General features: G+C 64.1%; 19 protein-coding genes and 1 pseudogene. 9 read left to right on the forward strand and 11 right to left on the reverse strand.

Annotated features, from left to right (window positions below; genetic code table 11):
• Window positions 1-197: 197 nt before the first annotated feature.
• From EDC31_RS07045 to EDC31_RS07070, 7 genes and pseudogenes are all read left to right on the forward strand, one after another.
• Window positions 198-1,937, forward strand: a complete 1,740-nt coding sequence (locus EDC31_RS07045; RefSeq protein ID WP_132126970.1) for a relaxase/mobilization nuclease domain-containing protein — start codon at window positions 198-200, stop codon at window positions 1,935-1,937.
• Window positions 1,938-2,179: 242 nt separating this feature from the next.
• On the forward strand, window positions 2,180-2,521 hold the full coding sequence (locus tag EDC31_RS07050; RefSeq protein WP_018308121.1) for an ArsR/SmtB family transcription factor: 342 nt from the start codon (window positions 2,180-2,182) through the stop codon (window positions 2,519-2,521).
• 8 nt (window positions 2,522-2,529) lie between these two features.
• Window positions 2,530-2,820: pseudogene (locus tag EDC31_RS18590) on the forward strand (arsenate reductase ArsC); the annotation flags it as partial.
• A gap of 189 nt (window positions 2,821-3,009) precedes the next feature.
• Entirely contained in the window at window positions 3,010-3,447 is a 438-nt protein-coding gene (arsC, locus tag EDC31_RS18075) for an arsenate reductase (glutaredoxin) (protein WP_029604264.1), read from the forward strand.
• Complete coding sequence (locus EDC31_RS07060) at window positions 3,447-4,742, forward strand: arsenic transporter (protein ID WP_018308119.1); 1,296 nt, start codon at window positions 3,447-3,449, stop codon at window positions 4,740-4,742. Before arsC ends, EDC31_RS07060 begins: the two co-directional genes overlap by 1 nt.
• Before the next feature lie 21 nt (window positions 4,743-4,763).
• A complete protein-coding gene (gene arsH / locus EDC31_RS07065; RefSeq protein ID WP_018308118.1) occupies window positions 4,764-5,462 on the forward strand; it encodes an arsenical resistance protein ArsH in 699 nt (232 codons plus the stop codon).
• 8 nt (window positions 5,463-5,470) lie between these two features.
• Window positions 5,471-6,541, forward strand: a complete 1,071-nt coding sequence (locus EDC31_RS07070) for an ArsO family NAD(P)H-dependent flavin-containing monooxygenase (protein WP_018308117.1) — start codon at window positions 5,471-5,473, stop codon at window positions 6,539-6,541.
• Between the two features lie 91 nt (window positions 6,542-6,632).
• Here the strand turns inward: EDC31_RS07070 and EDC31_RS07075 are convergent, their stop codons facing one another.
• The 6 genes from EDC31_RS07075 to EDC31_RS07100 form a co-directional block, all read right to left on the reverse strand.
• Window positions 6,633-9,752 carry an efflux RND transporter permease subunit gene (locus tag EDC31_RS07075; protein ID WP_042060141.1) on the reverse strand — a complete coding sequence of 1,040 codons (3,120 nt, stop codon included), beginning with the start codon at window positions 9,750-9,752 and terminating at the stop codon, window positions 6,633-6,635.
• Window positions 9,749-10,849: an efflux RND transporter periplasmic adaptor subunit gene (locus EDC31_RS07080; RefSeq protein ID WP_243697795.1), complete on the reverse strand. Its 1,101-nt coding sequence runs from the start codon at window positions 10,847-10,849 to the stop codon at window positions 9,749-9,751. The genes EDC31_RS07075 and EDC31_RS07080 overlap by 4 nt, the downstream gene beginning before the upstream one ends.
• Before the next feature lie 272 nt (window positions 10,850-11,121).
• The gene (locus tag EDC31_RS07085) at window positions 11,122-12,378 is read right to left on the reverse strand and encodes a TolC family protein (RefSeq protein WP_010667678.1); all 1,257 of its coding nucleotides are present in this window, start codon (window positions 12,376-12,378) and stop codon (window positions 11,122-11,124) included.
• 1 nt (window position 12,379) lies between these two features.
• Window positions 12,380-12,790 carry a FixH family protein gene (locus tag EDC31_RS07090; RefSeq protein ID WP_010667677.1) on the reverse strand — a complete coding sequence of 137 codons (411 nt, stop codon included), beginning with the start codon at window positions 12,788-12,790 and terminating at the stop codon, window positions 12,380-12,382.
• A gap of 137 nt (window positions 12,791-12,927) precedes the next feature.
• Window positions 12,928-13,299: a hypothetical protein gene (locus EDC31_RS07095; RefSeq protein WP_018308115.1), complete on the reverse strand. Its 372-nt coding sequence runs from the start codon at window positions 13,297-13,299 to the stop codon at window positions 12,928-12,930.
• A 111-nt stretch (window positions 13,300-13,410) separates the two neighbouring features.
• On the reverse strand, window positions 13,411-13,650 hold the full coding sequence (locus EDC31_RS07100; protein ID WP_010667675.1) for an SHOCT domain-containing protein: 240 nt from the start codon (window positions 13,648-13,650) through the stop codon (window positions 13,411-13,413).
• 39 nt (window positions 13,651-13,689) lie between these two features.
• Here EDC31_RS07100 and EDC31_RS07105 point away from each other — a divergent pair, with 39 nt between their 5' ends.
• The gene (locus EDC31_RS07105; protein WP_010667674.1) at window positions 13,690-13,869 is read left to right on the forward strand and encodes a MerR family DNA-binding protein; all 180 of its coding nucleotides are present in this window, start codon (window positions 13,690-13,692) and stop codon (window positions 13,867-13,869) included.
• Here EDC31_RS07105 and EDC31_RS07110 read toward each other — a convergent pair.
• The 3 genes from EDC31_RS07110 to EDC31_RS07120 all read right to left on the reverse strand — a co-directional run bounded on the left by EDC31_RS07110 (window position 13,863) and on the right by EDC31_RS07120 (window position 15,770).
• Window positions 13,863-14,912, reverse strand: coding sequence for a DMT family transporter (locus tag EDC31_RS07110; RefSeq protein ID WP_010667673.1), 1,050 nt, complete (start codon window positions 14,910-14,912; stop codon window positions 13,863-13,865). The two genes, EDC31_RS07105 and EDC31_RS07110, sit on opposite strands and share 7 nt — an antisense overlap.
• Before the next feature lie 211 nt (window positions 14,913-15,123).
• Window positions 15,124-15,348, reverse strand: coding sequence for a GDCCVxC domain-containing (seleno)protein (locus EDC31_RS18370; protein ID WP_035979039.1), 225 nt, complete (start codon window positions 15,346-15,348; stop codon window positions 15,124-15,126).
• Window positions 15,345-15,770, reverse strand: a complete 426-nt coding sequence (locus EDC31_RS07120; protein WP_231367962.1) for a hypothetical protein — start codon at window positions 15,768-15,770, stop codon at window positions 15,345-15,347. The genes EDC31_RS18370 and EDC31_RS07120 overlap by 4 nt, the downstream gene beginning before the upstream one ends.
• 76 nt (window positions 15,771-15,846) lie before the next feature.
• On the opposite strand from EDC31_RS07120, the gene EDC31_RS07125 reads away from it, so the two are divergent.
• A complete protein-coding gene (locus tag EDC31_RS07125; RefSeq protein ID WP_018308113.1) occupies window positions 15,847-16,269 on the forward strand; it encodes a MerR family transcriptional regulator in 423 nt (140 codons plus the stop codon).
• 67 nt (window positions 16,270-16,336) lie between these two features.
• Here the strand turns inward: EDC31_RS07125 and EDC31_RS07130 are convergent, their stop codons facing one another.
• On the reverse strand, window positions 16,337-16,693 hold the full coding sequence (locus EDC31_RS07130) for a hypothetical protein (RefSeq protein ID WP_010667494.1): 357 nt from the start codon (window positions 16,691-16,693) through the stop codon (window positions 16,337-16,339).
• Complete coding sequence (locus EDC31_RS07135) at window positions 16,690-17,067, reverse strand: hypothetical protein (RefSeq protein WP_010667495.1); 378 nt, start codon at window positions 17,065-17,067, stop codon at window positions 16,690-16,692. The genes EDC31_RS07130 and EDC31_RS07135 overlap by 4 nt, the downstream gene beginning before the upstream one ends.
• Window positions 17,068-17,079 lie beyond the last annotated feature (12 nt).

Here is a 17,079-nt window from a genome sequence, read left to right on the forward strand (position 1 = left end):
TCGTAGCAGGGATCAGGGACCGCACTGGGTCTGGGCAAAGGAGAGGCGAGATAAAAGGGCGCACATTGCGCCTCGGTTGGGGTGTTGGTTTTCCAGCGTTTTTTCCTTTCCTACACAATGTTTCTCCCTCTCCGCCAATGTTTGCCGACCCTACTTTTCCTTGTTGCACCTGTCTTTTTCGCACATTGGGGGCGCCAATGGCCCGCGAGAATGATTTCCAGCCCCGTCTGGGCCGCATCCGCTCGCCCCGCGCCCAGCGGCTCAAGCCCTTCGTCGCCCAGGCCCTCGCCTCGGCCCAGCGTGCCGGAGGCGGTGGCTTCCGATCGGGCCGCAGCGGCGGCGGTTCCCGCTCGTCCTTCGGGCGTGGCCGCGTCGCAGCAGCCAGGGCCAATCGTCTGCTGACCAGCCGTGTCCGCCGCGTGACCGTCAAGGCCCGTGTCGTGCGCCACAGCGGGCGCAAGGCGCCGCTCGCCGCCCATCTGCGTTACCTGCGCCGGGACGGGGTGACGAAGGACGGCGAGAAGGCGCGGCTCTTCGGTCCTGGCATCGACGATGCCGACCCGAAGGCGTTCGCCGAGCGCTGCGAGGATGATCGCCACCATTTCCGTTTCATCATCTCACCCGAGGACGCGCCCGACATGGCCGACCTCAAGGGCTATGCCCGCGAACTGGTCGGGCAGATGGAAAAAGACCTCGGCACGAAGCTGGACTGGGTGGGGGTGGATCACTGGAACACCCAGCATCCCCATGTCCACATCCTCGTGCGGGGCGTAGCCGAGGATGGCAGCGACCTCGTGATCTCCCGCGATTATATCCGGGAGGGCCTGCGCGCCCGTGCCCAGGATCTGGTGACGCAGGAACTCGGGCTACGCAATGACGTCGAAATCCATCGTGCCCTCGAACGCCAGGTCGGCGCCGAGCACTGGACCCAGCTCGACCGGCAACTCGCCCGCGATGCGGGCCGCAACGGCATCATCGACATGGCGCCAGCGCCGGATCGGCAGCCTGATCCGTTCGAGGCCCTGAAGGTCGGGCGCCTGCGCCACCTGGAGGGGCTCGGTCTCGCCCATCAGGTCGGTCAGGGACAATGGATGCTGGATGAATCCGCCGAGGCGACGCTCCGCGAGTTCGGGGAGCGCGGCGACATCATCAAGCGTATCCACCGCTCGCTGACGGAGCGCGGGATCGAGCGGAGCACATCGAGCTACGTCCTGGCGGGTGAAAGCCTCGACGTTCCTGTCGTCGGCAGGCTGGTCGATCGGGGGCTGGACGACGAGCTGAAAGGCACGGCCTACGCCGTCATCGACGGCGTGGATGGCCGCACGCATCATATCCGTTTTCCCGATCTCGACGCGACCGGTGATGGCAGCATGGGGTCGGTCGTGGAGCTTCGCGCCTTCGATGACAGGAAGGGGCAGCGTCGCGTGGCGCTGGCCGTCCGTTCCGACCTGTCGATCGAGGATCAGGTGACGGCGCGCGGGGCTACCTGGCTCGACCGGCAGGCAGTGGCGCGCGACCCTGTTGCATTGGGGCAGGCGGGGTTCGGTGCCGAAGTGCATGAGGCGATGGAGCGGCGGACCGAGCAACTGATTGAGCAGGGTCTTGCCGAACGCCGGACGCAGGGGGTGATCCTGGCGCGCAACCTGATCGGGAAACTCAGGGACCGCGAGCTTCACGAAGTGGGAGAGCGGCTCGCCGCTGAGACGGGCCGGACGTTCAGTCAGTCGGCATCGGGCGAGTATGTCACCGGCACGTATCGGCAACGCATGGCCCTGGCCTCCGGCCGCTATGCGATGATCGATGACGGCCTCCAGTTCCAGCTCGTGCCATGGACGCCGTCGCTGGAGAAGCAGCGGGGCCAGCACGTCTCCGGCGTCGCACGCGACGATGGCGGGATCGACTGGAGCTTCACCCGGAACCGGGGGCTCGGGCTATAGTCGTCGTGGCGATAAGGACAGTTAAATTCCCCTGGATTGAAGATAGACCCGCCGAGGGAAAGGAAGTTGCCGACGCTCGGTTCGTCAGTGGATATAGAGAATGATGAACGACCGACACGGCCAATATGTCGGGAAAGCAGCCAATCGGAAATCGGCAATGACACTGCACAATCCGGCGACAGGAACGGCCCATCGGGCGAAAGGGAATTGACAATATTCTATATATCCACGAGTAAGGATATATGGATACCGAATCGACCCTGTTGGCCCTGAGCGCACTGTCGCAATCCACGCGGTTGGAGATATTCCGCCTGCTGGTGCGCCATGAACCGAACGGGCTGCCGGCCGGAGACGTCGCGCGGCATCTCGATGTCCCGCAGAACACGATCTCGGCCCACCTCGCCACTCTGACCCGTGCCGGCCTGCTGACCTCGCAGCGCCATAGCCGTGTGATTGTCTATCGTGCCTGCCTACCGCGCCTGCGGGAACTGATGCTGTTTCTCGTCAAGGACTGCTGCGGGCAAAGCCCTGAACTTTGTGAGCCACTGGTTGCAGAACTGTCGTCCTGCTGCCCATCCGAGTGAACCCCCCAATGACCGATCGCGTCTTCAATGTGTTGTTTCTGTGTACGGGTAATTCCGCACGTTCGATTTTGGCCGAGAGCATCCTTCGCAAGGATGGTGCTGGCCATTTCAGGGTCTTCTCCGCCGGTAGCCATCCCAAGGGGCAGGTCAATCCTCTCGCCTTGAAAGTGCTGGCGAGCTTCGACTACCCGACCGAGGGACTGCGTTCCAAGCCCTGGGATGAGTTTGCTGTTGCGAACGCTCCCGTTATGGATTTCGTTTTTACCGTCTGCGATGACGCTGCTGGAGAAGTCTGTCCGGTATGGCCGGGGAAACCCATCACGGCCCATTGGGGCATTCCCGATCCGAGTAATGTTTCGGGAACCGATGCCGACCGGGAGCGAGCGTTCGTCTCGGCGTTCAAGGGTCTGAAGAATCGTATTTCCCTGCTTGTCGCATTGCCGCTGGCCAAGCTTGAGACTGCCAGTTTGGTGACGAAATTGCGCGACATTGGCACCGAGCCAACTGGCGTCACAATCTATCATAACCCGAATTGCGGCACATCGCGCAATACGCTTGCCCTGATCCGAAATGCGGGGATCGAGCCAACCATCATCGAATATCTCAAAACACCGCCATCGCGCGCCGAACTGGTCAGTCTGATCACGCGCATGGGGATCTCGGTTCGCGATCTCCTGCGGCGCAAGGGCACGCCCTATGATGAGCTTGGCCTCGATAATCCGGCCCTGAGCGATGACGACCTAATCGACGCCATGATGGCGCATCCAATCCTGATCAACCGGCCCATCGTCGTCACCCCGCTGGGTGCGGCACTCTGCCGTCCGTCCGAGGCAGTTCTGGACATCCTGCCCAACCCGCAGCGAGGCGCTTTCGTCAAAGAAGACGGCGAGAAGATCGTCGATGAATCCGGCAAGCGGATCGTCTGATGCTGGCGCTTCTGATTTTCGTTGTCACGCTCGTTTTTGTCATCTGGCAGCCTCGGGGGCTGGGTATCGGCTGGAGCGCAATGGCAGGTGCCGCCGTGGCCCTGGCGGCTGGTGTGATCCACTGGCACGACATTCCTGTCGTGTGGCACATCGTCTGGGACGCGACCTTCACCTTCATCGCGCTGATCGTCATCTCGCTGTTGCTGGATGAGGCCGGATTCTTCCATTGGGCCGCCCTGCACGTCGTGCGCTGGGGCAAAGGGCGAGGCCGTACGCTGTTCCCGCTGATCGTGGTGCTGGGAGCGGCCATTGCGGCTGTGTTCGCCAATGACGGCGCGGCCCTGCTGCTGACGCCCATCGTCATCGCCATCCTCACGCAGCTTCGCCTCAGTCCTGCTGCGGCGCTGGCCTTTATTATCGCCACTGGCTTCGTCGCGGATACCACCAGCCTGCCGCTCGTCATCTCCAACCTGGTGAACATCGTCAGCGCCAATTTCTTTGGCATTGCGTTCGATCGCTATGCCGCGATCATGGTCCCTGTCGATCTGGTAGCACTTGGTGCAACGCTGGCCGTCTTGTGGCTGTGGTACCGGCGGCAGGTGCCTGCGACCTATCCCGTCGCCGAACTGCCCGCACCTGCCACGGCCATTCGTGACCCCCATGTGTTCCGGGCGGCATTTCCGCTACTGGCCCTCGTACTGGCGGCCTATTTCCTGACCGCGCCGTTTCATATCCCGGTCTGTGTCGTAGCCTGCCTGGCCGCCGGAACCCTGTTGCTCGTCGCCGGGTATGGCCGGGTGATCCCTGTTCGCAAGGTGCTGCGGGGTGCCCCGTGGCAGATCGTGATCTTCTCCCTGGGCATGTATCTGGTGGTCTACGGGCTGCGCAATGCCGGGCTGACTGACTACCTTGCGACCGCACTGGTCTGGCTCGGTCATCAAGGGACGTTCACGGCCACCATCGGCACCGGCTTTCTGGCGGCTGTTCTGTCGTCCATCATGAACAATATGCCGAGTGTGCTGGTCGGGGCGCTGGCGATCCAGCAGGCTCACGACATCACGCCGCTGACACGCGACCTGATGATCTATGCCAACGTCATCGGCTGCGACCTCGGGCCAAAATTCACGCCGATTGGTAGTCTCGCAACACTGCTGTGGCTGCATGTGCTGGCATCCAAGAACCATCGGGTCACATGGGGGCAGTATATGAAAGTTGGACTGGCGATTACGCCGCCCGTCCTGCTGGCAACACTCGCGGCGCTGGCCCTGTGGCTGCCCCTGATCAGCCACCCGTAATACAAGAAAGGACCGATATATATGACCGCTCCTGACCTGCCAGCCCTGCACCCCGAATATCTTGAACGGGTCGATCTCGCGCGGCTCGAACCGCAACCGCGTGTGGACCATCCGCCGCGTATCCTGCTGCTCTACGGCTCTTTGCGTCCCCGATCCTTCAGTCGGTTGCTGGTGCTTGAGGCGGAACGCATCCTGAAGGTGCTGGGGGCCGAGACACGGGTGTTCGACCCGACCGGCCTGCCGATAGCGGATTCCGTGCCTGCCACGCATCCGAAAGTGCAGGAACTGCGGGAACTGTCGATCTGGTCGGAAGGCCAGGTCTGGTGCAGCCCCGAACGGCACGGCAACATAACCGCTGTGTTCAAAAACCAGATCGACTGGTTGCCATTGTCCGAAGGCTCGATCCGTCCGACGCAGGGCCGCACGCTGGCGGTCATGCAGGTCTCAGGCGGATCGCAAAGCTTCAATTCCGTCAATGCCCTGCGGGTTCTGGGCCGATGGATGCGGATGTTCACCATCCCCAACCAGTCCAGCGTGCCAATGGCCTATACGCAGTTCGGTGACGATGACCGCATGAAGCCGTCCCCCCTCTATGACCGGATGGTAGATGTCATGGAGGAACTGATGAAGTTCACATGGCTGCTGCGCGACCGGGCCGACTACCTCGTGGACCGCTATAGCGAACGGAAGACGGAATTCCGTCTCCCGGAAAGCCTGTGAGCCGGGCAATGGGCGAGCAGTTCGATGTCGTGATCGTGGGGGGCGGTCAGGCGGCCCTCGCCGCGTCGTATTTTCTACGACGGACCGGACTGCGTTACGTCATTCTCGATAACGGGACCCAGGCAGGTGGTGCATGGGTGCATGGCTGGGACTCCCTGCATCTGTTCTCGCCCGCGTCCTACAGTTCTCTCCCCGGCTGGCCGATGCCCGACACGCCGGATGGCAGCTACCCCACCCGCGACGAGGTGCTTGACTATCTGCACCGCTACGAAGCGCGCTATGCGCCGCCGATCCACCGCCCCGTAATGGTCGGACGTGTGGAACGCACTGACCAGAAATTCCTGAATGTCAGCACCAGCGTGGGTGATTTCCTAAGCCGCGCGGTCATCGGCGCCACCGGCACATGGTCTGCGCCCTTCATCCCCGATTATCCGGGCCAAGGGTTGTTTGCGGGAGCGCAAATCCACTCCTCCCATTACCACAACGCGGTACCCTTTGCCGGTCGCCGTGTGCTCGTGCTGGGCGGGGGCAACTCCGGTGCGCAGATTATGGCGGAACTGTCGCTTGTCGCCCAGGCAACATGGGTCACGCTGCATGATCCCGTCTTCCTGCCCGATGACGTGGACGGACGAGTCCTGTTCGAGCGGGCGACCGCTCGCGTTCTCGGCGGCCCGTCGGCCATGCCCACTGGCGGCTTTGGCGATATCGTCATGGTACCACCCGTGCGCGCCGCCAGGGAGCGAGGCGCGCTCCACGCGGTGCGCCCGTTTGTGCGGATGACGGCTACGGGCGTCGTCTGGCCCGATGGCCAGGAAGAGGCCATTGACGCGATCATCTGGTGTACCGGCTTCCGACCCGCGCTTGGTGCATTTGCGCCGCTCGACGTGATCGAGCCGGACGGGCTGATCCGCGTTGACGGCCAGCAGGCCATCAGGGAGCCACGTCTCTGGCTGCTGGGTTATGGCTCCTGGTGCGGCCCCGCATGCGCCACCCTGCTGGGGGCGGGCCGTGTCGCGAGATCCATGGTCCGGCAACTGGCGGCCTGGCTTGCGTCGCCAACACAGGATGTCCGTTTGTAGAAAACTTGAAGGTCTTCATTCTATGATCAGGATGAGGGCGGAAGACGGCATGGAGATAATGCCCTATTATATGCCGACACGTCTGCCATGTTTACCCACGCGACAGCCGCCATCCCTTCACGAGAGCATAGAGCGCCGGAATAACCAGCAGGGTCAGCACGGTCGACGAGACCATGCCGCCCACCATGGGGGCCGCGATCCGGCGCATGACCTCGGACCCGGTGCCGGCGCTCCACAGGATGGGCACAAGGCCCGCCATGATCGCCGTGACCGTCATCATTTTCGGCCGCACGCGCTCCACCGCGCCGTGCATGATCGCAGCCCTCAAGTCCGCGCGCGTCAGTGCGCGCCCTTCGGCCTGGGCCCTGCCGCTGACGTCTGCCAAGGCATTGTCGAGATAGATCAGCATGATCACGCCCGTCTCGGACGCGACACCCGCGAGGGCGATGAACCCCACCACGACAGCGACACTGACATTGTAGCCCAACCACCAGGTCAGCCAGATCCCACCGACCAGCGCAAACGGCACCGACAGCAGCACGATCAGCGTCTCCGTGATCCGTCCGAAATTGAGATAGAGCAGCACGAAGATCAGAACCAGCGTTGCCGGCACGACCAGCTTCAGCCGCGCCATGGCGTGCTGCATATATTCAAACTGGCCGCTCCACGCGACGCGGTATCCCTGCGGGAGCGTAACCCGCTCGCGCACGGCGCGGGCCGCGTCGTTGACGTAGCCGCCGATATCGCGTCCGTTCAGGTCCACATAGACATAGGCGACAAGCTGGGCATCCTCGGTGCGGATCGAGGGCGGTCCCCCGGTGAGACGGATCACCGCCACCTGCCCCAGCGGGATCATCGCCCCGCCCGGCGTCGGCAGCAGCACCTGTTCGGCGATCGCCTGCGGGTCATCGCGCAGGTCACGCGGGTAGCGGACGCTCACGCCGTAACGCTCGCGCCCTTCCACGGTCGTCGTGACCGTCTGGCCGCCGAGCGCCGTGGCCACCACCTGCATCACATCGTCGACCGACAGGCCATAGCGCGCGATCGCGTTCCGGTCGGGTATAATCTCCAGATAGTGGCCACCCTCCAGGCGCTCGGCAAACGCACTGGTGGTTCCGGGAATGGTGCGCACGACCTGCTCGACCTGTTCCGCAATTCTGGCGAGCTGTCCCAGATCCGGCCCGAACACCTTCACCCCCACCGGGGTACGAATCCCCGTGGCGAGCATGTCGATGCGGGCGCGGATCGGCTGCGTCCACGCGTTGCTCACCCCCGGCAGGTCAAGCGCCCGGTTCATGTCGGCCTTCAGTTGGTCCGGGGTCATGCCGGCCGGCCATTCGCTTTGCGGCTTGAGAGTGATCACCGTCTCGAACATTTCCGTGGGCGCCGGATCGGTGGCCGTCGCCGCGCGCCCGGCCTTGCCGAACACCGACTGGACCTCGGGAAAGCTCTTGATGATGCGGTCCTGACCCTGCAGCAGCTCGACCGCCTTGGTGACCGAGAGACCTGGCGGCGTGACCGGCATGTAGAGCCATGTCCCCTCGTTCAGATCGGGCATGAACTCGCTGCCCAGATGGGCCGCCGGATAGATCGTACCGGCGCCAATCCCGATCGCAAGGAGGACGAGCAGGACCGGTCCCCGCAGCACGACGCGGATTACGGGACGATAGAGCGCGATCAGCACGCGATTGATCGGATTACGCGCTTCGGGAAGGATGCGGCCGCGCACGAAGGCCAGCATCAGGACCGGCACCAGCGTCACCGCGAGCAGCGCGCCGCCCGCCATGGAAAAGGTCTTTGTGTATGCGAGCGGCTTGAACAATCGTCCTTCCTGCCCCTCCAGGGCGAACACCGGCAGGAAGGACACGGTGATGATCAGCAGGCTGAAGAACAGCGACGGCCCGACCTCGTTCGCCGCCGCCAGCAGCGCCGGGCCACGCGCTTCACCGGGCGCCAGCCGCTCCACGTGCTTGTGCGCATTTTCGATCATCACGATCGCCGCATCCACCATCGCCCCGAGCGCGATGGCGATGCCGCCCAGACTCATGATGTTCGACCCGACACCGATCATGTGCATGGCCAGGAAAGCGAACAGGACGCCGACAGGCAGGGTCACGATCGCGACCAGCGCACTGCGGACGTGCAGCAGGAAGACGACGCAGACGAAGGAGACGATGAGACTCTCCTCGATCAGCGTGTGCCGGAGCGTGGCGATGGCACGCAGGATCAGGGCCGAGCGATCATAGACCGGCACAATGGAAACGCCCGGCGGCAGGCTAGGCAGCAGCTCGGCGATCCGCTGCCTGACGCTCCGGATCGTCGTCAAGGCATCCGCTCCGTCGCGCTTGACGACGATGCCGCCGACCGCCTCTCCCACACCGTCCAGTTCCGCGATGCCGCGCCGCTCGTCGGGGCCGAGTTCGACGCGCGCGACGTCTCCCACCGTGACTGGCGTTCCGACGGCGTCGACCTTCAGCACGATCCGCTCCAGATCGCGGACATCGCGCACATAGCCCCGACCGCGCACCATATATTCCGTTTCGGTCAGCTCGATGGTGCGACCGCCGACATCCTGATTGCCCTGCCGCACCGCATCGCCCACGCGCGACAGCGGGATACCGTAGGCCTGGAGCTTCCGGGGATCGACGACGATCTGATATTGCCGTTCGAACCCGCCAATGGCGGCCACCTCGGCGACGCCGGACGCCTTGGTCAATTGAAAGCGGATCACCCAATCCTGCAGGCTGCGCAATTCCGCCAGCGTGCGCTGTTTACCCTGGACGACATATTCGTAGACCCAGCCGACACCGGTTGCATCCGGCCCCAGCGACGGCGTGACACCCGCGGGCAGGCGCTTCTGCGCGAAATTGAGATATTCCAGCACGCGCGAACGCGCCCAGTAGAGATCGGTACCGTCGTCGAAGACGACGTAGACGAACGACGTGCCGAACGCCGAAAAACCGCGCACCACTTTCGAATGCGGCACCGCCAGCAACGCCGTGGTCAAGGGATAGGTGACCTGATCCTCGACGACCTGCGGCGCCTGGCCGGGATAGTCGGTATAGACGATCACCTGCGTGTCCGAGAGATCGGGAATGGCATCGAGCGGCGTGTTCATCAGCGCCCAGACACCAGCCCCCACGAGGAACAACGTTCCCAGTATCACCAGCAGCGGGTTACGCGCCGACACCGCAATGATTCTGGCAATCATCGACCGGCACTCCCTGCCCGGGCAGGCTTGCTGTCCGGCACGGTAAAGGCCTGTAGGGCGGCGCGCAGATTACTTTCGGAATCGATCAGAAAGTTGGCGCCGACCACCACGCTTTCCCCCGCCTTCAGGCCATCCAGGATCTGAGCCTCGTCATTGCCACGCGCGCCGACGCGCACCGAACGGGGTGCAAAACGGCCCTCCCCCGTTTCGACCAGCACAACCTGACGGGTGCCGCTGTCGATAACCGACGAGGACGGCACGACCAGCACCGGCCCCGCCATGGACGCAGGGACATCGATCGCGATATCGGCATACATGCCTGCCCGCAGCACACTATCCGCATTCGGCAACACGATCCGGATACGTCCGGTTCGCGTCTCGGTGGAGACGCTCGGATAGAGGAAATCGACGGTTCCGTCGAAGCGACGACCGGGAAAGGCGACAAGGCTGGCGTGCGCCTGCTGACCGACCCGCACCGCGCCCAGATCCTGCTCCTGCACTTCGGCAATCAGCCAGATCGGTGCGGTCGCCGCCGTCCGGTACAGCGGTTGATCCGGCCCGACGCGCGCGCCCTCCACCGCCATCTTTTCGGTCACGACCCCGTCCGCCGGCGCAACGACCGGGATGTGCCGCACGGCATGCCGGGTGCGTCGCAGCCGCGCGATTTCGGTCTCAGGCGCCCCAAGAGAGCGCAGGCGCTCCAGCGCGGCCGTTGCCATAGCCGGGTCCAAACTGGTGGCAATCAGATATTCCTGCTCGGATGCAACCAGATCCGGCGCGTAGATTTCGGCCATGACCTGGCCACGCCAGACAGGATCGCCTGTGGCAGCGATATCGAGATGCTCGACCCAGCCGCCGACCCTGCTTGTCACCAAGGCGATGCGCCGTTCATCGAACTGGGCAATGCCGGTGGCATGCACGCTGCGGTTCAGCACCGGCTGCACTGCGGCAACGGAAGTCCGCACGCCGAGGATCTGCAAACGACCGGGCGGCACAAAAACCGTTCCCGCATCCCGGATCTCGTTCTCATAGACAGGGAGGTACGCCATCCCCATGGCATCTTTCTTCGGCACCGGCGAAGTGTCGGGCAGCCCCATGGGATTGCGATAAAATAGCACCCGGCCACGATCCGCCGACCGGGCCGAGGGACCGGAGGATCGCGAGGACGCGGCACCAGACCCCTGTGACCCGTCAGCATAGACCGGAACATAATCCCGACCCTCCGACGTCTTCTTCGGATTGGCGGAATAGGCGGGCTTGCCGTCCGGATCCTGGTAATAGAGTGGCGTTCGGTCAGTCGCCGTCGCCGGTCCTGGCGTAGCGGTCGAAAGCGGGAGCAACGCCAGGACCAGGGACAGAAGACGCACCTTCACAGATCACCCCCGATCAGGCGCTCGATGGTGGCCAGTTCCGTCTGTTCGTCGGTCTCGGTCCGGAGAAGCTCCAGCTCGGTGTCGTGCATCTGATGTTCCGCCGCGATCGCTGCCGCGAGATCGCCATGCCCCTGGCTGTAGCTGGCCAGCGTCGTCCGCGAGAGCGCGTCCGCCTGCGGCATACGCTGGCGACGGAGGAGGCTCTCCACATCGCGCGCCGCCTTGAGGCGGGCCAAGGCTTCGGCCAAGGCTGCCTGGATGGTCGCCATCGTTCCGTCGCGACGGCGCTCGGCGGCATCAAGGCGCGCGGTCTGCGCGTCTTCGTCGGCGCGCTTGGCACCGAACTGCACGGGGATGCTCAGCGAGACCATGGCGCTGAACCCCGTCGGGGCATTGGTCTGCACGACCGGGCCGCCGCCGACCGTCACATCGGGATACCAGGCCCGCTCGGCCAGCCGTCTCCGGCTTTCCGCCTCGTCGATTGCCGCGCTGTTCGCATGGACGGCGCCATTCCCGCTGCGCGCCCGGTCGAGCAAGCTCTCCACGCGCGGCAGAACCGCTGGGATCGGACGTAGCCGCATGGGCTCGGCCAATGGGGCGCCCGGGGGGCGGGCCAGCAGCGCATTCAGTTGGGCGGCGGCGGACTCTCGCTCGGCCTCCAGCCGGCTCGCCTCGATGACGGTGTTCGTCTCCTCCTCCTGGGCCTGGATCACGCCCGATTGGGCACCGTCGCCCTGGCCGTAGCGCACCATGGTCGCCTGCCGCATCTTGCGGGCGAGCGTCTGGATCTGCCGGTTGACCACCAGCGCGCGGGTAAAAGCGTAATAGCGCGCGAAGGCAATTTTGATCTGCGCGTCGAGTTCGTCCTGGGCGGCCCGCTCCCGGCCGCGCGCCGCGTCCACCTCGGACAGCGCCGCACGATGACGCAGATCCCGCTTTCCCCAGAGCGGGAAAGTTTGCGAGATCGTGATGAAGTTCATGCTGAACAGGCCGCCGGAGTGATAATTCTGGTAATTCTCCGTCAGCACTGGATCGTCCAGCGCACCGGCCGCTTCCGCCTGGGCCGCAGCGGCGGTCGTATCGAGTCCGGCGGCCCGCACCGCGGGGTTCAGGCGCTCGCCGAGCGCGAGCAGGCTCTCTACGGTGGCACCCGGCGGCCCTTCAGCCGCACGAGCAGCCCCGGATGAAACGATAAGAGCAGCCGCAGCCAGGAGCAGGCGCCCCGCCGCGTCACGGTTCCGCCGGGTTGCCATGCTATTTCTCCAGCGTGACAACAACGGAACCGCGCACCGTCTCGGTTTCACCCTGCACCTTGGCCGCGAGCGTGATCGCCCACGGGCCGGGAGCACCGGCATCGAGGTCGATACGATAGAGCCCATCGCCTGACGCCGGCTCGATGGTCGTGGGCGAGGTCATCGTCGCCATGCCCATGGGGCTCATGTCGGCCTTGCTCTCGAAGATGACGGCGTCCATGACCGGCTTGCCGTCGGGCACATGCACAAGCCGCACGATCATGACAGCCTTGTCACCGCTCAGATGTGCCTGCTTGCCGGCAGCCTCGAAACGATAATCCGTCGCTGCCGCGAATGTCGGTGACACAAAGGCACCGGTCACGACGACGCAGGAGGCGAGCGCCAACGCACCCGCGATCAGATATGTACGCATGATAATGGAATCCTTCCCGCCCCGGAAATCCGGGGATAGAGCGCTGATCGACGTCCGGTTGCGGTCAGGACGCGCGAATACGCGCGCTCCTGAACGCAGGACGTGCGGAAACCAACGCCGTCACGGCGCCGGTGGGATCAGGCGGTTCTGGGAGGGAAGGAAAGCGGCTCGGGCGAGCGGCCGACAGGAACACGTTCGGCAAGGCTATAGGCGATCATGCTGTAGCGGACCGGGCTTCCGATCGCCGCGGCCTGCGTTGGGCGATCAGGCACGCCGAGGCACTGCATGGTTTTCAGGCACTCCGGCGTCATGCCCTTGAACGGTGCGGTCGTTCCGGCGGGATGCATCGAGACCGACCCATCACAGCATGGCATGGCCGCATCCAGGCTCGTGGCCTGCTCGGCATTCTGCGGCGGCATAGCCTGCACGGTGGCCGCGCCCATAAAGGCAAGACCAACGATAACGAATACCAGACGTCGGAGAAAGCACCACCGCATACCGGCCATCATCTCGCAAACAGGCAAAGGGGGCAATCTCTTATGCACGGAGCGGAAGTCATGCCGCGCTCTTGGGCCGGTCGTTTGGGCTGGGACATCCCTCGCCACGCGAGGCCGGGCAACTCACTTGAATGTCCGATCTGCGGAAGGGACTCGGCCGATCCGCGTCCTCCATCCCTCCGCGCACCACAGATACTTGACCAGTGCCGCGATCGCGAGCACGAGCACGATCAGCGTGAGCAGGCCGAACAGGCCCATGCCCCATCCCATGCCCTGCATGCAGTTTGTCATCATGACGGCCTCCCATGAGGCAATGATGCGGCCCGCCATGGCGATCCGCACGAACCATGACGACGTTGGCATTGTCCCGACTGTTTTCAATGCCAAGAAGGGCATTCCCGGATGCGTTCCCCGCACGTCGCGAAGAACGACGTCATCGCCCGCACGCATCTGGCGGAGATCGACGGCAAGATGCGTGACTTGCAGGCCCTGCGTCGGGAACTGGTCGCGATGATCGGGCAATGCCACCATGGCACCGTCGCCGACTGCCGTATCATTGAGGCGTTGGCACCGCGTCAGTGAGCGTGGCCGTGCCGATGATGCAGGTCGGGATAATGCGGATGCCGATGGACCATCGGCATGTGCCGGTGCCGATGCGTGTGCGGTTCGCCCGTCGGATCGCCAGGCCCGTGCGCATGCTGATGGTGTTCGTCATGGCGATGCCGGTGCTCATGTTCCATGGCCTCGTGCGCATGCTCGTGATCGTGGCGCTCCGACAGGTGGAGCCACAACCCGAAACCCATCAGGCCGCCGGCGATCAGCAACCTCAGCGACAAGGGATCGTGGAGCACCACAACCGCCAGCAGCGCGCCGACGAACGGCGCAAGCGAGAAATAGGCCCCCGTGCGCGCGGCACCGAGATGGCGCAGGGCCAGCACGAACAGGACAAGGCTCACCCCGTAACCCATGAACCCCACGGCTCCAGCGGCGCCGAGTCCCCCGACAGTCGGCAGGACACCGCCCCTCCCGAACGCCAGCAGAAGATTGACCGTCCCTGCGACCAGCCCCTTGAGCATTGCGATCTGCATCGGATCGGCCGCAGAAAGTTTGCCGGTCAAGTTGTTGTCGATCCCCCAGCACAGGCAGGCCGCTGCGATGAACAGGGCGCCCTGGTCAAGCATCGCATGCCCCTGCCATGATAATAACGCGGCGCCCGAGAGAATGGCGAAGGCGCCCAGCAGAAGCCGCCGGTCCACGTTCTCGCGGAATACGATCCAGGCAATCCCCATCGTCGCCAGCCCTTCGAGATTGAGCAACAGCGACGCGCTGGCCGCGTCGGTGCGCGCCAGCCCCAGCATCAACAGCAATGGGCCGGCAATCCCACCCGCCAGGATCACCAACGCCAACCAGGGCAAGTCCCCACGCCGCAACGGCGCTTCCGCAACGGGGCGTCCACGCATCCAGCGCAACAGATGCACCGCCGCCAGACCGATCCCGGAACCGAGATAGAGCAGCCCGGCCATCATCCACGGATCGACGGAGCCAAGGAGAAGCTTGGCGAACGGTGTGCTGGCTCCAAACAGGATCGCGGACAATAATGCGAAAAGGATGCCAATGCGGTTCATGGCCCGATCCTACCGCACGGTGGCTCAATCGAGAATGGGCCCCGCTGCAAGCGATGAGCAGACTACCGCCCGCGCTCTACGCTTCGATTTTGATGATAACGTGCCGGTTTTCCAAATGGATACACGATGCATGGACCGCACCGTCAAACGGCGATCGTCACATTACTGGCCAGGACGACACCATTACTTCATCGCCGCTGCCGCCCCAGGTCTATGTCGAACCGTCTCCGCAGCATGCCAGTCGCCCATGTTCCTGAACCGGCGGGCAAGGAACGTCGCCATAGGAGCAGAAGACGCAGCAATCCCCCGGCTTCGGTTTCAAGACGACGCCACAATGCGGGCAATCGTAAAAGAACTGGCAGGCATCGGTCGGCATGGTTTCCAGTGATTGCTGGCCACATGCGGGACAGGTCAGAAGCGAGGCAGGCCGAATCATCTTACAGACAGGCTCCTGAGCAGGACGGGTTCCAGGCGTGGCCACACCAATGCCGCCAGCACGATGAGCGCGGTGGCAAAGGATAGCATCTGGATAACCCCGATGCGTCGCCGGATAGACCCACTTTCCACACCCGCACAACAGACCCTGGCCTGCCGCCGATTGAGCGCCCAGGCGCTGACCAGCGCCGCGACCGCCAGCGCAATCAATGGCACGCGCCATGGCGCAAGTCTCGACAGAACACTGAAAACCCCCGCACCGGCGCCCAGAGAAGCGAAGGCGAGCGGAATGAGGCAGCAGGACGACGCGATCAGCGCACCCACACCGGCGGCCATACCGCCCGCGACACACAGGACTCCACCTCTTTCCATGCCCATGCGGCTACGTGATGTTCGTTGAGGCAGGTCCGCCGTCTCATCCATGATCGTCACTTTCCCATTGCGTCGCGCTTCATGCTACACCCCGTAGTGGCTACGGACTCAAGAGCAGGAGTGACGCATGGTCGCCATCACGATCGGCAAGCTGGCATCGGAAACCGGCGTTCATCTGGAGACGGTGCGCTACTATGAGCGCATCGGCCTCATTCCCGCGCCGCGAAGGGCGCGTAATGGCTATCGCCATTATCGGGCCGAGGATGTCAGGCGCCTGTCATTCGTCCGACGCGCGCGGGATCTTGGTTTCGACATCGAGGAAATCAGAACCCTGCTCGCCTTGGCAGAACCCGGCCTACCCTCCTGCGACGAGGTCAGAACACTCGCCATAGCTCATCTGGGCGACATCCAGAGCAAGATCTCCGACCTGCAACGGCTCGCATCGCTCCTGACAACAAGCATCGAACAATGCCGTGAGTCGGAGGCCCTGACTTGCCCGGTGCTCGATATGCTGGGTGCCTCTGCGATCGGAAGCACGCCCAACCCGTGACGTATCGTTCCGGGAGGCGGTTAAGGTCTTGGCGTGGGTCCAATAATGGCGTCCGATCCGCGGCAGGCTACCCGCGCAAGAACCCAATCGCCACCGGCTCGATCCGTGGCCAGAGCCATGCAAGACACCCCATGATCGTGGCGAACCCCATGATGCCGAGCGTCTGCCAGCCAGGCCTGTGTCCTGTCCGGTACGCCTGATAACCCACCCAGAACCAACCGACAGCAACCGCCAGGATCGCGACCGGCGTCAGCCAGCGATAGGCGTTGGCGAACCAGGCGAGAATACCGCCTACTGACCCGAGGATCGCGGCCGGCAGCGCGAGCGGCACGACGCAGCACACGCCGCAGGCCAGCGCCGCACTGGACGCCGTCATGGCAACCGCGCTGGCCGCCTTGTTTCCCGATGCGCTCGCCTCGCTCATGCGCCGCACTCCGCCGCGCACCCGCAGGTCTTTTTCATCGGCGCGGTTGCTGGCTGACTGCGCGACGCAAACTGCTCAAGCAGCGTTTCCGCAGCCTCACGCGCATACTCCGGGGCAGTAATCGTCAGAGTCAGCGCATCCATACGTTCAGCGATGTCAAACGCGAGGAACGCGCAACAGGTTCGTTCGCCTTCGACCATACGCGCGATATCGTCCCGTGCGGCAGGATCATAATCCAGCACGAGATGAAGACCATCTCGGTGCGCTGACCGAAGCGCCCTGGCGTTGAGACTGGCGATCCACTCCAGCCGCCTCGCCAGATCGCTGTTCTCCAGTGTGCAGGCAAGTGGGGCAGGCTCGTTTGGCTTCGTCACGATACTACTTCG

This window comes from Acidomonas methanolica (genome assembly GCF_004346035.1).
Taxonomy (GTDB): domain Bacteria; phylum Pseudomonadota; class Alphaproteobacteria; order Acetobacterales; family Acetobacteraceae; genus Acidomonas; species Acidomonas methanolica.

What these genes read in the sequence shown, in the direction of transcription:
- EDC31_RS18370 (WP_035979039.1), bottom strand. Translation starts at nt 15,348, where the DNA reads ATGATTCGGCCTGCCTCGCTTCTGACCTGTCCCGCATGTGGCCAGCAA.
- EDC31_RS07090 (WP_010667677.1), bottom strand. Translation starts at nt 12,790, where the DNA reads ATGCGTACATATCTGATCGCGGGTGCGTTGGCGCTCGCCTCCTGCGTC.
- EDC31_RS07110 (WP_010667673.1), bottom strand. Translation starts at nt 14,912, where the DNA reads ATGAACCGCATTGGCATCCTTTTCGCATTATTGTCCGCGATCCTGTTT.
- EDC31_RS07050 (WP_018308121.1), top strand. Translation starts at nt 2,180, where the DNA reads ATGGATACCGAATCGACCCTGTTGGCCCTGAGCGCACTGTCGCAATCC.
- EDC31_RS07120 (WP_231367962.1), bottom strand. Translation starts at nt 15,770, where the DNA reads ATGGATGAGACGGCGGACCTGCCTCAACGAACATCACGTAGCCGCATG.
- EDC31_RS07085 (WP_010667678.1), bottom strand. Translation starts at nt 12,378, where the DNA reads ATGGCAACCCGGCGGAACCGTGACGCGGCGGGGCGCCTGCTCCTGGCT.
- EDC31_RS07125 (WP_018308113.1), top strand. Translation starts at nt 15,847, where the DNA reads ATGGTCGCCATCACGATCGGCAAGCTGGCATCGGAAACCGGCGTTCAT.
- EDC31_RS07080 (WP_243697795.1), bottom strand. Translation starts at nt 10,849, where the DNA reads ATGGGGCTGCCCGACACTTCGCCGGTGCCGAAGAAAGATGCCATGGGG.
- EDC31_RS07045 (WP_132126970.1), top strand. Translation starts at nt 198, where the DNA reads ATGGCCCGCGAGAATGATTTCCAGCCCCGTCTGGGCCGCATCCGCTCG.
- EDC31_RS07130 (WP_010667494.1), bottom strand. Translation starts at nt 16,693, where the DNA reads ATGAGCGAGGCGAGCGCATCGGGAAACAAGGCGGCCAGCGCGGTTGCC.
- EDC31_RS07095 (WP_018308115.1), bottom strand. Translation starts at nt 13,299, where the DNA reads ATGATGGCCGGTATGCGGTGGTGCTTTCTCCGACGTCTGGTATTCGTT.
- EDC31_RS07070 (WP_018308117.1), top strand. Translation starts at nt 5,471, where the DNA reads ATGGGCGAGCAGTTCGATGTCGTGATCGTGGGGGGCGGTCAGGCGGCC.
- EDC31_RS07100 (WP_010667675.1), bottom strand. Translation starts at nt 13,650, where the DNA reads ATGCCAACGTCGTCATGGTTCGTGCGGATCGCCATGGCGGGCCGCATC.
- EDC31_RS07060 (WP_018308119.1), top strand. Translation starts at nt 3,447, where the DNA reads ATGCTGGCGCTTCTGATTTTCGTTGTCACGCTCGTTTTTGTCATCTGG.
- EDC31_RS07075 (WP_042060141.1), bottom strand. Translation starts at nt 9,752, where the DNA reads ATGATTGCCAGAATCATTGCGGTGTCGGCGCGTAACCCGCTGCTGGTG.
- arsH (WP_018308118.1), top strand. Translation starts at nt 4,764, where the DNA reads ATGACCGCTCCTGACCTGCCAGCCCTGCACCCCGAATATCTTGAACGG.
- EDC31_RS07105 (WP_010667674.1), top strand. Translation starts at nt 13,690, where the DNA reads ATGCGTTCCCCGCACGTCGCGAAGAACGACGTCATCGCCCGCACGCAT.